This window comes from Bradyrhizobium zhengyangense (assembly GCF_022012555.1).
Lineage (GTDB): Bacteria > Pseudomonadota > Alphaproteobacteria > Rhizobiales > Xanthobacteraceae > Bradyrhizobium > Bradyrhizobium zhengyangense.
The window spans coordinates 1-13,340 of record NZ_JAKLTZ010000021.1; the positions used below are offsets into that span (position 1 = coordinate 1).

General features: G+C 61.6%; 15 protein-coding genes and 4 pseudogenes. 8 read left to right on the plus strand and 11 right to left on the minus strand.

The genetic code is table 11. From position 1 onward, the window contains the following. Positions 1-204: 204 nt before the first annotated feature. Positions 205-581 (minus strand): annotated as a pseudogene (locus L6639_RS37905) (response regulator transcription factor). Between L6639_RS37905 and L6639_RS37910 the strand changes: the two are divergent. Beyond that, positions 553-909, plus strand: a complete 357-nt coding sequence (locus L6639_RS37910; RefSeq protein WP_128955101.1) for a hypothetical protein — start codon at positions 553-555, stop codon at positions 907-909. The pseudogene L6639_RS37905 and the gene L6639_RS37910 overlap by 29 nt on opposite strands. Positions 910-1,046: 137 nt before the next feature. Then, positions 1,047-2,181, plus strand: a pseudogene (locus L6639_RS37915) (IS3 family transposase). A 273-nt stretch (positions 2,182-2,454) separates the two neighbouring features. On the opposite strand, the pseudogene L6639_RS37920 reads toward L6639_RS37915, so the two are convergent. Continuing rightward, positions 2,455-3,327, minus strand: a pseudogene (locus L6639_RS37920) (nucleotidyl transferase AbiEii/AbiGii toxin family protein). Continuing rightward, positions 3,317-3,844, minus strand: a complete 528-nt coding sequence (locus tag L6639_RS37925; protein ID WP_232995616.1) for a type IV toxin-antitoxin system AbiEi family antitoxin domain-containing protein — start codon at positions 3,842-3,844, stop codon at positions 3,317-3,319. Before L6639_RS37925 ends, L6639_RS37920 begins: the two are co-directional and overlap by 11 nt. Before the next feature lie 24 nt (positions 3,845-3,868). Between L6639_RS37925 and L6639_RS37930 the strand changes: the two genes are divergently transcribed. Genes L6639_RS37930 through L6639_RS37940 form a run of 3 tightly spaced genes read left to right on the plus strand, consistent with a single transcriptional unit; the run spans position 3,869 to position 5,755 of the window. Further along, positions 3,869-4,396, plus strand: a complete 528-nt coding sequence (locus L6639_RS37930; RefSeq protein WP_167506287.1) for a metallophosphoesterase family protein — start codon at positions 3,869-3,871, stop codon at positions 4,394-4,396. Next, complete coding sequence (locus tag L6639_RS37935) at positions 4,393-4,998, plus strand: hypothetical protein (protein WP_167506286.1); 606 nt, start codon at positions 4,393-4,395, stop codon at positions 4,996-4,998. Before L6639_RS37930 ends, L6639_RS37935 begins: the two co-directional genes overlap by 4 nt. Continuing rightward, positions 4,979-5,755 carry an ATP-binding protein gene (locus L6639_RS37940; RefSeq protein ID WP_128929785.1) on the plus strand — a complete coding sequence of 259 codons (777 nt, stop codon included), beginning with the start codon at positions 4,979-4,981 and terminating at the stop codon, positions 5,753-5,755. The genes L6639_RS37935 and L6639_RS37940 overlap by 20 nt, the downstream gene beginning before the upstream one ends. A gap of 589 nt (positions 5,756-6,344) precedes the next feature. Here the strand turns inward: L6639_RS37940 and L6639_RS37945 are convergent. Then, positions 6,345-6,815, minus strand: coding sequence for a hypothetical protein (locus L6639_RS37945; protein ID WP_128958632.1), 471 nt, complete (start codon positions 6,813-6,815; stop codon positions 6,345-6,347). A 104-nt stretch (positions 6,816-6,919) separates the two neighbouring features. On the opposite strand from L6639_RS37945, the gene L6639_RS37950 reads away from it, so the two are divergent. Continuing rightward, on the plus strand, positions 6,920-7,768 hold the full coding sequence (locus L6639_RS37950; RefSeq protein WP_128958633.1) for a coiled-coil domain-containing protein: 849 nt from the start codon (positions 6,920-6,922) through the stop codon (positions 7,766-7,768). Then, positions 7,728-8,459, plus strand: a complete 732-nt coding sequence (locus tag L6639_RS37955) for an ATP-binding protein (protein WP_128929783.1) — start codon at positions 7,728-7,730, stop codon at positions 8,457-8,459. The genes L6639_RS37950 and L6639_RS37955 overlap by 41 nt, the downstream gene beginning before the upstream one ends. A 352-nt stretch (positions 8,460-8,811) precedes the next feature. Here L6639_RS37955 and L6639_RS37960 read toward each other — a convergent pair whose 3' ends face one another. The 4 genes from L6639_RS37960 to L6639_RS37975 form a co-directional block, all read right to left on the minus strand. Further along, positions 8,812-9,903: a hypothetical protein gene (locus L6639_RS37960; RefSeq protein ID WP_206733199.1), complete on the minus strand. Its 1,092-nt coding sequence runs from the start codon at positions 9,901-9,903 to the stop codon at positions 8,812-8,814. Positions 9,904-9,917: 14 nt separating this feature from the next. Further along, positions 9,918-10,280 (minus strand): ATP-binding cassette domain-containing protein, encoded by a 363-nt coding sequence (locus L6639_RS37965; protein WP_206733200.1) that lies wholly within the window; start codon positions 10,278-10,280, stop codon positions 9,918-9,920. Positions 10,281-10,673: 393 nt separating this feature from the next. Continuing rightward, entirely contained in the window at positions 10,674-11,054 is a 381-nt protein-coding gene (locus L6639_RS37970; protein ID WP_206733201.1) for a hypothetical protein, read from the minus strand. A gap of 8 nt (positions 11,055-11,062) precedes the next feature. Continuing rightward, a complete protein-coding gene (locus tag L6639_RS37975) occupies positions 11,063-11,830 on the minus strand; it encodes a hypothetical protein (RefSeq protein WP_237866553.1) in 768 nt (255 codons plus the stop codon). Between L6639_RS37975 and L6639_RS37980 the strand changes: the two genes are divergently transcribed. After that, positions 11,829-12,077, plus strand: coding sequence for a hypothetical protein (locus L6639_RS37980; protein WP_206733545.1), 249 nt, complete (start codon positions 11,829-11,831; stop codon positions 12,075-12,077). The two genes, L6639_RS37975 and L6639_RS37980, sit on opposite strands and share 2 nt — an antisense overlap. 237 nt (positions 12,078-12,314) lie before the next feature. Here L6639_RS37980 and L6639_RS37985 read toward each other — a convergent pair whose 3' ends face one another. The 3 genes and pseudogenes from L6639_RS37985 to L6639_RS37995 form a co-directional block, all read right to left on the minus strand. Beyond that, positions 12,315-12,710: a hypothetical protein gene (locus L6639_RS37985; RefSeq protein WP_206733205.1), complete on the minus strand. Its 396-nt coding sequence runs from the start codon at positions 12,708-12,710 to the stop codon at positions 12,315-12,317. Then, positions 12,682-12,972 carry a type 1 glutamine amidotransferase family protein gene (locus L6639_RS43605; protein ID WP_347339917.1) on the minus strand — a complete coding sequence of 97 codons (291 nt, stop codon included), beginning with the start codon at positions 12,970-12,972 and terminating at the stop codon, positions 12,682-12,684. Before L6639_RS43605 ends, L6639_RS37985 begins: the two co-directional genes overlap by 29 nt. Further along, positions 12,969-13,258: pseudogene (locus L6639_RS37995) on the minus strand (chorismate-binding protein); the annotation flags it as partial. The pseudogene L6639_RS37995 and the gene L6639_RS43605, both read right to left, overlap by 4 nt. Positions 13,259-13,340 lie beyond the last annotated feature (82 nt).

Below are 13,340 nucleotides of genomic sequence, written 5' to 3' on the forward strand. Positions count from 1 at the left end.
AACGCCCACGCCGATATTCCCACGGCGGTCGAAGCCTTGCGGCAATACTGGATGCCGATCCGCTACGCCCGCGCTCACTGATCACTGCGGACGTGGGAGCTCATGCCGGTTACCTTCAAAATAACCGCGGCAGCGCAACCTACGGGAATCTCGCAATGCATCCCCGCTTTGGGACTGAAGGCCGTGGGGAGGGGGCCAAGGTCCTCACGCGTGTGTGTCGCCTGACCCCGGCAGTACAATGGTCAAACACTTGATCAACGCAGCCGTGGAAAACGGTTTGGCAAGAAAGCAGATCCCGCCAGCCTTGATCGCTCGTGCGCGCACCCCATCGCCGTGATGAAGATGAACGGCATACGATGACCGGGGCTTCGCATATGCATCAGCAGGTCAATTCCGCTCATCATGGACATTTGGACGTCGGTAATCACGCAGGTCGTCTCGGCCAATGCCGCAGCGCGCAGGAACTCCTCGGCGGAGGCAAAGGCAAGGACCGCGTATCCGTACGATGCCAGAAGATTGCTCGTTGCACTGCGAACGGATGGATCATTGTCGATGACCGAAATGATAGAAGGCTTTGACAAACTGATTGCTCGTGATCCGGGCTGCTCCGCCTGCGGAATGTTCACAGTAGAGGGGCTACGAGCCACATCAGAGGTTTGGGAGCAGCTTGAGTGTCGGGAGAAGGAGACGCTGCAAGACGCGGAACGTCTAACCGAGCAACTTCTGGACCGGCTGATTTCCGAAAGTTTGCCGGACGAATCCGTAACCCAGGATCATGTCAATGTACTGTATCGGCATTGGCCATTGCCGATGTACAATCTCGACCTCCATCCGATCCCGGTATCTCTCGAAGAGCTGAAGGCCGAGCAGGAGCGCCTCCTCTGGGCAGAGGTCGGCGACCCTCGATGACACTGACGATTTGAGTGATCAATCCGATATCAGCATGAGTTTGCGAGGTTTGAGCTGGTCCCGCAAATCTGAACAGCGCGATAAGTGGAGTTTCTGCCTGACGGCGGGCAAGATTGACCCGCGAATCAGGAGCGACGATGAGCAGACGAGCACGGCGGAACGACACTGCGGCTTTCACGGCGAAGGTGGCGCTTGCCGCCCTCAAGGGTGACGGCACGCTGGCACAACTGGCGGAGCAGTTCGACGTTCACCCCAATCAGATCACATCGTGGAAGGCGCAGCTCGAAGGCGGCGCTGCCGATGTGTTCGGTCCGGACGGCGGGAGTCGGATCGCCGAACCCACCATCGACGTGAAGTCGCTGCACACCAAGATCGGCGAGTTGACGCTGGAGAACGAGTTTTTAGAAGGAGCGCTCACCAAGGCGGGATTGCTGAGCGCAAAGCGATGATCGACCGTGAACACGATCTGCCGATCAGCAAGCAGGCGGAAGCCCTGAGCATCAGCCGCGGCAGCGTCGATTACCTGCCGCGTCCGGTGTCGCCCAAAGACCTCGCGCTGATGCAGCGGCTCGACCGGCTGCACCTGGAGTTTCCATTCGCCGGTTCGCGTATGTTGCGACGCCTACTGGCTGCAGAGGGGTGCAAGATCGGCCGCCGGCATTTCAAACCGCTGATGCGGCGGATGGGGATAAAGGCGCTGTACCGCCGTCCGCGCACCACCCAACCCGAGCCCGGGCACAAGATCTATCCATAGCTGCTGCGCGGTATGGAGATCACGCGTCCGAACCAGGTTTGGGCGATGGACATCACCTACATCCCGATGGCACGAGGCGTCGTTTATCTGGCCGTGGTGCTGGACTGGGCGACCCGCCGGGCGCTGTCGTGGCGGCTGTCGATCACCATGGAGGCCGCATTCTGCGTCGCGCCACTGGAAGATGCCATGGCCCGTCACGGCAAGCCGGAGATCTTCAACACCGACCAGGGCTCGCAGTTCACCGGCGCGGCGTTCACCGGAGTGCTCGCTGACAATGACATCGCCATCAGCATGGAGGCCGCGGCGCCTGGCGGGACAACGTGTTCGTCGAGCGGCTGTGGCGCAGCGTCAAATACGAGGAGGTGTATCTGCGGGCCTACGACAGCGTCAGCGAAGCTCGCGCCTCGATCGGCCGTTATTTGGACTTCTACAATTGCCGCCGTCCACATTCGAGCCTTGACGGCGGCACACCGGATCAAGCCTACTTCACCTCGCTGCCGCTTCGCACGGCAGCCTAAACCCGGCAGAGGCTCCACTTATCGACGCGCAGTTGCTGTTCAGACAACCGGGACCAGGTCAGTTACGCGGCCAAGGTCATTCGAATGGGACGCCTTCTTTGGTGTACCCAAGTTTGTCGGCGGCGACCACTAGTTCGTCTCAGGGTGGGTCGCGCATTTATATGGCTTGGTCACGCCTTGGTCGAAATGCATCTCGCCGAGGCACGAAGAGACACCCGCTATAGGGGCTATGACCGCAGCTTTTCGATCTCCGAACGCAACTGCGCATGTTTTTCAGGATTTTGCGTTTTCAATTTTGCGATATTGAGCAGCTTCCGCCGAACCGCCGGTAATTGCGCGGCCTGCGGTAAGCCGATAGGCCTCGAAGTCCGGCTCGCCGTCATGGAGCGTTAGCAGAAAGCGCATCGCCGCGTCGTCGAGCCGTGCAAGCATATCGGACAATAACCGCGACCGCGCTGCCTTGAGCTCGTTGAGGCCGACGGGCGGCACCGTCACTCCCTCGAACTCCTTGGCAAAGATGTCATCAAGTTCTGACAATGACGGACGGACGAGTTCATGCGGAGGACGCCCCGAACTTGCGACGTAGACGAGGAACGTGCGGTAGAGCGCGTCGGTCAGTTCTTCATTGTCATACAGAAACTTCACCTCGAAGAGGTCGCGCGGATGCTGTCGGTCGACAGCAGCATTGAGCTTGCCGCCGAAGAGATCCTCGAATGCCACCACTTGCATCTCCGCAAATCCGAAGGCTTCGGCGGCCGGATCGCTGACGACGCGAAGCTCGGGAGCGTGAACCTTGCCGCATGCGACAGGTGACGTCTCGACTTTGATTTCGGCGCCAGCCTGCCGGACGAGGAGCCGCGTGTCGTTATTGTCGCTGCCGGCGATGCGCTGAACGCTGACGCCGCGGAGATCACGCTGAATATCCTCGCGAATGCGATCAAGAGCGGCGTCGATCCCTGCGAGGGTTGCGTCGCGGTCGCCGATCGGCAAGTAGACGAGGTCAATATCGACCTACAGTCGTGGCATGTCGCGATAAACGAGATTGATCGCGGTGCCGCCTTTCAGAGCGAAGCTGTCCTGACTCGCGATGTAGGGCAATGTCCGGACCAGCAGCTCCACCTGGCGCATGTATCGTTCACGCGCCATCGACCGTTTCCTGTGGCACGAGCTCGGCCGGAACTGTCATGCGACAGGTCGGGTGAAGCCGCCCGCCTTGCACAAGGCTGCGGTCACCGCGGCCCAATTCTATATGGGCGGTGTCGATGTGCTTTCGCCACGGATGTACATGCTTGTCCGCATAAATGAAAAACAAGCGCTTGACTTTGATGCTGCGGCACTCCTCGAGCAGTTGGTTCAGCAGTTTTGGTCGCAGGCTCACCAAGCCCTCGAACAGCGTATCGACCTTTTGGAAGCTTTCATCCGCAGGGAGCTCATCCAGCATTTCGAGAATCGCTCTCTCAGGCGAAGACATCCTGATCGGCCATCTCCAGGGGCTGAGCGCAAGTTCGCTGTTATCGTTGTCCGACAGGCTGAATGCGGCATCCTCGACGCCGACCGGCTGAGATCCAAACGGTGCGTCGGATGTCTGAGCGGTCAGGAAGGTCCCGCGGCTGAAAGAATCCGAACGGCGACCCGAGCAGCCTTCGAGGACCTTGTCACCCAAGCGATCAACGGACAGGTTGCTTTCATGATCATCGCCGGCGATCTCTATGATGGCGACTGGCGCGATTTTCAGACCGGGCTCCTTTTCGTCCGGCAGATGGGGCGCCTGCGCGCGGCGAACATCCCGGCTTTCGTTCTTCACGGCAATCACGACGTTGAAAGTCAGATCACTAAACGGTTGCCACTCCAGGACAACGTGCAGGTGTTCAGCTATCGCAAATCCCAGACCTTCAAACTCGACGATCCTCGCGTTGCGATCCACAGTCAGAGCTTCCGTATGCAGGCGACGACGGATAACGCGGCGGCGGCTTATCCACCGCCCGTGAAGGGGTATTTCAACATCGGTGTTCTACACACCGCCCGTGGAGGACCGAAAGGCCCCCATGAGAATTACGCACCGGGTACGCTCGATGAACTGGTAAACAAGGGCTACGACTACTGGGCTCTTGCACACGTGCATCAGGGCGGCGTGCTGCACGAGCAGCCGCACGTCTCTGCGGCAACCTGCAAGGCCGCCATATCCGCGAAGCCGGCGCAAAGTCGGCGCAGTTGATCACGGTGAGGGACGGCGCGCTGCAAGGCATTGAGCCATTGCATACCGACGTCGTGCGATGGATATATCTCGACGTGCCGGTTGGCGAACGCGCACGATTTGGGGACGTCATCGATCAAATCAAGAGCATCATCGGCGAGGCCACCAGAAACGCAGAGGGCCGGTTGCTGGCCTGCCGCATCCAGCTGAGCGGCGCGACCGCTCTCCATGGCGAGTTGCTGGCCTCCGGGCTGCAATTGCTGGCGGAAGCGCGCGCCGCAGCCCTCGCGCTCGGTGAAGAGGTCGCCTGGATCGAACGCGTTATCAATGTGACCAGATCGGCATCGGCGGTCTGCATTCTGTCGGATGGGAGCGCGATCAACGATCTCCCTGTCCTGCTGGCTCATGCTGCGGACGACGCTGACTTGCAGGCGGAGATCGCGAGCGATCTGGGCGATCTCGTCCGCAGGCTTCCGCATGATGCCGCGCTGGATATCGACGATCCGCTTCTGGAGGCGGCGATCAACAAAGACTTTGGCGCGGTGATTGAGCAGGCAGGCGCATATCTGAGCGCGCGCTTGGCTGCGAGAGAGGCGGTGATCCATGCGTGTCCGTTCCCTTGACCTGATCCGGTACGGACACTTCACCGAAGCCTCGCTTCATATTCCGTCTGAAGGGCCCGATTTTCATATCGTGTATGGCGAGAACGAGGCCGGCAAGTCGACGACGATGTCGGCGATTGAAGAGCTGCTGTTCGGGATTCCGGGTCAGTCTGCAAGAAACGTTCTTCATGAGAACGCGGCGTTGCGCATCGGCGCGACGTTGGAACGTGAGGGAACGGAGCTATCGATCCGGCGGCGCAAGGGCAACAAGGACACGCTGCTCGGCCTTGACGAGCTGCCTCTTCCTGCGGGCGACGGGCTGCTTGGACCGTTGGTCGGCGGGATAGATCGCGCATTCTTCTGCCGGATGTTCTGTCTCGCCCATGAGCGCCTGCGCGATGGCGGCCGGGACATCATCCAGGCCAAGGACGATGTCGGCGCGACCTTGTTCGCCGCGGGGGCGGGCGTCTCCGGTCTTCGCGATCGACTGGCGGCGATGCAGGAAGAAGCGGACGGGCTGTGGGGCAGCCGCAGGGCGGGGCACCGGAAATATTACCAGGCGGAGGAACGTCTCAAAGAGGCCGAAGCGACGTTGCGCCAACACACGGTCACCGCGACCAAATGGCAGGAGCTGAAATCCGCCTATGAAGAGGCGCGCGACGCTGTGTCCAGATCGAGAAAGAGATCGAAGAGCAAGTCGCCGAGCTCGCCAAAATCGTGCGCGTCCGGCGCGTTTATCGCAACGTACGGCGTCTCGGCGAAATCGAATACGAGATAACGGCCCTCGGCGTCGTTGCCGATCTGCCCGCTGATGCCGCGAAGCAATTCGACAAGGCGTCGGCCGATAACGCCGCCGCGGAGGCGCGCATCACAGCCTTTCAGAAACAGATAGCAACGTTCAGCGCTGAGCGCGCCGCGATCGCGATAGACGATAACGTTCTGCTCCATGAGGCGGAGATCGAACGCCTGTCCAAGCTCAGAATCCAGCTCGCTTCGGGAAGAGCTGATTGCCAAAGCGGCGGGCGGAGCTCGCAGCGGCGGAAGACGCTCTCAAGTGGGCCGCGTCCGAACTGGCTTGGACGGGTGAGACCGCCGAGCTGGTTGATAGAATCCCGCCGCGTGCCAAAGCTTCGGCCGTGCAAGGCTTGCTGACCTCTCGCGGCGGCCGCTTTGCGGCCGTCGAGAATGCCCAGAAGACCCTTGAAGACGCGGGCGAAAAGCTGGCCAATCTCCAGGCTCGCATTGAGGCGATCGGGACCCCCCAGGATCTGTCGGGCTTGGCGGGCGTGGTCAAATCCACTTCCGCCTTGGGCGATCTTGACGCTCCTCTCCTGGCTACCCAGCGAGAGTATCGGGACGCGGATGAACTATGTCGGCAGCAAATGGCGATGATGAATCCCGCGGTCGTTGACGAGACGAGTTTGCGCGCCATGAAAATCCTGGTCGAAGCCGCAGTGAAGGCACATCGCGACGCGGTGCGCGATCTTGAAGGCCGTACTCAAAGCCAGCAAGCGGCTATCCGCGATCCGACTCGGGCTGTCGAGAACAATCGAAAGTCCTACGCGCGGTTGGTATCCGATGAAAAGATCGTGTCGGCCGAGGATTTGACGAAGCTGCGGGAACGCCGGGACGCAGGATGGCCTATCATCAGGCGTCGGCATGTCGACAATATCGCAGTGCCGGAATCGGAAGAGCGCGCCTTCGCAGATGGCGACGCGCTGCTCCACGCCTATGAAACGGCTGTCGGCCATGCCGATGCGGCGGCGGATCAGCGGTTTCAGAACGCAGAGTCGACGGCTGCGGCCATGGTGCTGGCTCGGCAGATCGCCGACCAGCAAGACGCTCTCGACTCCAACAAGCAAGAACTTGCCTCGTTAGCTGCAGAGCGGAGCGCCTTGGCCATGCCTGGGCCGGCATGTGGAACGGTGTCACGGATGGCCCGTTGCCCCCTGACGAGATGCTCGACTGGCTCGACGCGAGGGCCGATCTGCTGGATCAGATCGCCAAGCGCGACGGCGCAGCTCGCTCGGCAACGTCGCTGCAACACGAAATCGCAGAAGCCAAGCGACAGCTAGTGGGCTTGCTGCAGGATACGGCGATTGCGGCCTCGGCAGGCAGCCTGCCCCTGAACGGCATTTTGGCGACGGCGGAAGTGCGCATCCGCACGGAAGAGGCGAATGCGCAAAAGCGGACCGAGCTTGCGCTCGATGAGCGGAAGCTCAAGGCCGACGTCGAGCGCAAGCGCGGTGTGGTCGAGGGCGCCGAGAAAGAACGCGCCGCCTGGAATGCGCAGTGGAAGGACGCCTTGGCGGCGCTCAGTCTTTCGGCTGAAGGTCCCATTGAGACCATTCAGGAGCAAATCGACGCGATCGACCAGATGCGCGAGACGTCAGTTAAGATTGCGGACTTGCAGCACGAGCGAATCGGAAAGATCGAGCGCGACATCAAGGCGTTTGCAACGGAGGTCGAAAGGCTCGTTGCATCGGTGTCGGTGCAGCTGGCGGGTGAGGACGCAGACGAGGCCGCCCTCAAGCTTCATGCACGATTGAATGCGTCGAAGCAGGCGCGTGACTCACTTAACGAGAAGAGTGAAGCGGTTGAAAATCTTCAGAAGAAGCTGGACGACTGCGACAGGTCGAGAAATGACGCGCGGGTCATTATGACAGGGCTCCAACGGGCGGCCGGCGCTGGAACGATCGACGCGTTGCGCGAAGCTATTCAGCGGTCTGACCAACAACGCGCGCTCAAGGATGAACGGGCGCGGTTGCGCGACGCTCGAAGCCGATGGTGACGGTCTTGGCCTAGTGGTTCTCGCCGAGGAGTGCCACAGCAACGATCCCGACCAGGCTGCGGCGCGGGAACAGACTTTGAAGAAATCGCTCGAAGAGGTCCGGGAGCGGCAACTGACCAATATCCAGCACAGTAAAGATACCGAGCGCGTATTCGAGGCCGTCGGCGGCGACGCTGCCGCGCAATATGCGCGCGTTCGTTCGGCGTCGGTGATCCTCAGATGGGCGATCGAGCGGTTCCGGCGTGAAAAGCAGGCGCCGCTGCTCAAGCGAGCCGGGGAATTGTTCTCGATCCTGACCGCCGGTTCCTTCGAACGGCTTACGCTCGCATACGATGAGAAGGATGTTCCGCACCTAGCGGGTCTGCGCGGGGATGGAGGCGCCGTCCCAGTATCAGGACTGAGCGAAGGCGCGGCCGATCAGTTGTTGATGGCCTTACGCATCGCTGCCGTAGAAGAGTATCTTACGCATTCCGCGCCAGCGCCATTTATCGCCGATGATCTTTTCATCAATTATGACGATGCGCGGGCTGCGGCTGGTTTCAAAGTCCTGCAACAGCTGGCGGAAAAGACGCAAGTGCTCTTCTTCACTCATCATCAGCATCTGGTCGGCGTTGCCCGCACAGCTTTCGACGGGCATGTGGCGACCGCGGTTCTCGAACCCCGCGGGGTTCCGATAAAGAACGTGGCCTGACGGGTAGACGGCATCAGCGCGAGGGATCGAAGCCGGACGGCGGGTGGGCTCGTTCACGAGCCCGGCCGGTGAGCCAGCACGCGGAGCGCGCTGCCGAGGCTATTCCTCAAGCCGCCATCGGCTATGCAGGGGCCTTGCCGATGGTAATCGCATCGCCGACAAAGCACCGCAGCGGCGTTGATCTTCTTTAGGATCTCGATGGGCGAGGTTGAAATTGGATGAGATTGCGGGCGACTTCAATTTCGGGAACTGCAAAGACTGGCCGATAGCAGTGAGGCGACTATCTGCACTCTCTGTTAGAAAACGGGCGTTCGGTGTACCTGCGAACGATCCGAACGACTCCGTCGCCTGATCACGCGCAATCATACAGCACGCCAACGACTCCTCGCGCAGTGACCAAGGTCGGTATCACGCCGAAGATATCGGTCGCCTCGGTCGCGAGGACAATCGACGAACCGAGGCCGCCGATCGTCTCGAATTGGCGGAGGTGAGCCAACTTACCGGGCAGACGGGCACCGACCCGCTTGAGAATGCTCGTACCATCATCGAGCGTTACTGCGACAAGTGTGTTCTCCCATCGATCGAGATAGCCAATTGTTAGCTCGGCGCCGCCCAAAATGATCTGACCGGGAAGCGCGAGTGGAACGGCGCTGTCCTCTCTGACGCGGTAAGCGACGACGACGTGCGCAAGCTCCGGCACCATATCGACAGGCGTTGCCTCGCCACTTCCAGGCGGCGGCGGCATATCGGTGAAGATTGCGCCGACAATGCGGTGCACGCGCAGCTTGCTCTCGTCGAACGTCAGTGTCGGGCGCGAGGTCCGCGGGTCGGGCATCTGCGCAGCTAGCGAGACACCGATTGCGCCACGTGACGTCACCAGCCGTCGTGCCAGCACTCGATTGCGATACTGAGCAATCACAAGATGTTGGTCGCGGCCAGGATAAGGTTCAACCTCGACGATCGCGACCGCGCCGCCGGGGATAGCAAAGCCCAACGTGTCGCCGCGGACGTAGAAGAGCGCTTTGCCCTCGAACCATTCGCCACTAAGCCGTTCGACAGCAACATCTTGCGTCCCGCCCACGGGCAATTCGCCGACGAACGCGGCGATTTCTGGGCAGAGCGGAACGGAAAAGGTGGGGCGGATGATCGGCCGCAAGGGCGCGACGTCCGTTCTGCTCTCGGAAGGCGCGAGTGGCTCGCGCCACCGGTACAAGCGAAATTGTTCGTGGACCTTTTCGATGCTGGTCCGCAGCCGCGCGAAGTCGGCTTCGACAGCCTTTACGTCCATGTAGCTGATCGACGCCTTGTCGTGGTGCGACGTGTTGAGGACACGCCGCGGCTCCGCCCCTTCGGCGAGGGCGGTATCCTCCGCGAACCGCTTGACGACCGGATTGGCAAACAGTTCGCCTGTCCCGATCGAGACGAGCCCGCGCAGCTTGTCCATCAGAGGGATGAGCGTCAGCGGCTTCGTCGATGTGGCATACGCGGGATGAGCAACATCATCGAATAGATCACCGAGCCGCGATTCGAGGAAGACGCGCAGGCCGCATAGTTCTGTGCGTCAGAAGCGGAATCGGAGTTCATATGAAACGCGTGGCGCCCGCGATCGATCTCCTCGATCGCTGGCGAGACGATGAGAGTCGGCCGCACCGCGTTCACCGGGTGGACAGATAGATGCTCAACGCGGTCGGCGGCACGATTCTCGGCAACGAGCGAGCGGGCGAACTTGCGATCGTGGGTGGTCACTAGAAGCTGAGCGCCCGCCTCGGCGAGCCCAGCCAAACCTCGCGCGAGGCGCTCGCGATTGTCGTTGTCGAGCATTCTGCGGGTCGTCGAGCACCAGCAATGACAGACCGCCGCGGGTTGTGAGGACGTGCTCGCGGAAGGCGAGAAAGAAGCCGAGCAGCGCGCCGCGCAGCGCAGAAGCGTTGGAGACATGCTGGGCAGGTGCGGTCACGCCCTCGCGGCCGACCTTGAGCTCAAGTACGCCCCGTGCGTCCATACCAGTTCCGGTAAGGTCGGGAGCAAAGCCGGTCGCGTTGCGGTAGATCGCGCGCCGCCAGTGCTCCGACCGGTTGTGCAGCTTCGCCCGTAGCGCCTCAACCTGAGACTGGGCGAGCTCGGCGAGTGGCACAAGCAGATCAAGCGCGGATACGGCCCTGCAGCAGGCGTCCATACGCGCCTGCTTCGATGCATGTTCCACGCGGGCGGCTTCTATCCGGCGAACATATTCGATCGCGGTATTAAGCGGCGCGACGCCCTCAACGATCGCGAGCAGCGATGACAATCGGCGGCCGATCGCCCGGCTCGCGTCGGCGGCACCGTCCTGGCCGCGCCGAACGGCTGGAGGAAACTCTTCAGTGCTGCGGCGTTGGCTCCGCGCCATTCGGCGAACGCCAACGCACGCACAGTGCGGTCGACTATCCGCTGCAACGCCGTCGTTCCAGTCACCAATACGGCAGGCAGCACACGAGTGTCCGGTTCTTCGAAGGCAGGCAAAGTCGCGAGGCGCTCATCCACGAGCGCCGAAGCATCGGCGCGAAGCGCCGATAGCGCACCGCGGAACGATTCCGTCCCGAACAGTTCGTCAATCAATCCAGCTCTCAATAAGTCGATGGGTGACCCTGGCAAGTCGCCGCGGGTTTCCTTCGCGAGGGTAGGCGGAAGATCTTGGAGGAGGCGACTGCACCAGTGCGACGACATTCGGCGACGGTGCGCGCGATAACCTCGCGGTCTCGCGTGGCTTCCGCTAGGTGGTCGCTGACCGTATTACCAGTAACCGGATCGCATTCCCCGTGGAGCGGGCCGACGCAAACCGGGCACATGCCGTCATCGGCATGGCCATGCTCGTGCATCCAGGCGGAAAGCCTAGCGTACAGCTGCGCCCGCCGCGCGCGGTCGGGGCTCGCAGCAAGCGCGGCCAGCGTCGCCGCCTCGGCATCGATCTGCGCCAACAGTCTGGCGACCACCGCGATCTCGTCGGCGCTCGCCGACAGGGCCGAGAGCCGCGCGATGGAGGGCAACTCGCTGAGATGCTTCGATAGCTGTTCGATGGCTGGCCGAATGCTCGCCTCGAGGTCGTCGCGGGCCTTCTTGTCCTCGGGGTTGAATTGTTCGCCCAATACTTCGCGCGCCTTGGCCAGTGCCGTCGCCTTCAGGGCCGCGAAATGCTCATTGATCTCCTGGATTCCGCCTTTGGAATCCTCAGCATCGACCGCAGGTGCATCTCCTTCGAATGCGATGGCGGGAAATTCCGCGACGGCGCCGGCGAGGTCGTCGGCAGCCTGCTGGTAGCGTTCTACGACTGATGCGTTGGGCTTCGAGTTCCTTGGTCGTGCGCTTGGCAATCCGCTCGGACGCTTTACCGGCATGCTTGGCGAGATCGACGAGGTCAGCGAGGCCGGTCAGGCGGGCGACTGCCTCGCCGAGTTGCGACGTAGAGCCGACCGCCAGAAACGGCAGCAGCGCGGGCATGGTCGTCGCAATGCGCGAGGCAATTGGGTCGATGCCGATTGCGTCGAGATCGGGCGGTGTCTCGGTGATCTTGCCGCGCGGGGTGCGGCCCTCCTGGTGGCGGAGGGGTGGCAGCGGGTCACCGTGGGCGTCGACGAAGGTTAGCTCGACCCAACTGTCGGCTGGAATCGCCTCGCCGTCCGCAGGCAGATCGCTAGCTTTGTGTGGCATAGGCGTGATTGCCGACATCGGGTGCGTCGTTACCGTGTCGTCGTTGCGCGCGGCCTCGCAAACGAACTCGGTCGGTCCCTCCTCGGGTGGGCGCTGGGAGCGGATGAGGTGACCGGTCAAACACCAGACGATGGCGTTGGCGATGGACGTCTTGCCCGAACCATCGGCGCCCTAGGTGACAGTCTTGCCAGATTCGAAGACGAACGTGTCGGGAGGCGCGGTGGAACGACCGTAAACGTGCAGCCCAGCAAACCGGTGTGCGACGACCTTTACCAGCCGCAACACTTTGACAGTGCGAGCTTGACCATCATCAGCCGCGGTCTCCAGCGTCGGCGGCTCCGTCCCAATGACGTTGATGATTGCCTCGACGTCGCCTGCGGAAAGATTACCGGCCCACTTGCCCCGATTGCGGCGATACCAATCCAACACCGCGCGGGCATCGTCTGAGTCTATCGAAAGATGGTCGCCCGCGGCGACAGCGACGGCTCGCCCGCCGATCAAATCGGCGAGCAGTGTGTCGGTAGTAAGCAGATGAATGTCACGCGGTGCCGGTGAGTCTTCGTTCACGTTTGCCCCCTTTGCCGGCACTTACCCTGTGAACGCTTATCAGTCCAGCGAATTGAAGGTCCGGCAGCGGCGATGTTCCTTGCGGATCCAAATTCAGGACCGGCAACTTGAGTACAAGGCTGACCGCGCGCGGCTTGAGGCCAACAAGATCGCTGATGCTCGCCAAGTCGTTTCGGACGACCTCCGTTGCTTGATCAAGCTCGCGGAAATAGCGGGCAATGTTGAAGGCGAAGGAATCGTAGTTGTCAATGATGGCAATCAAAGTGCACCAGCTGCTTCAGCACGAAATGCATCAAAGATCCGCTGAGCCTTGGCGAGCGTCTCCTCGATTCGGCCTCTGGGTCCGACAGCACCGTTATTCCACCGCCGGCATGAAATACGGCCAGGTCGTCGTCGATCGTGACAGTGCGGATCGCAATGTTCGTGTCCATGTGCCCGTTGAAGCCGATCGCCCCGCAATATACCTCTCGCGCCACGCGCTCGATTTCCGCAATAATTTCCATCGAGCGCACCTTCGGTGCCCCGGTGATGGAGCCGCCGACGGCGCATCCACACGACAATACATCATTGCGCGATCGATCAGCATCACGCGGCCCTACTGCGCAGGGCGGTATCACTACCGGGGGTTGA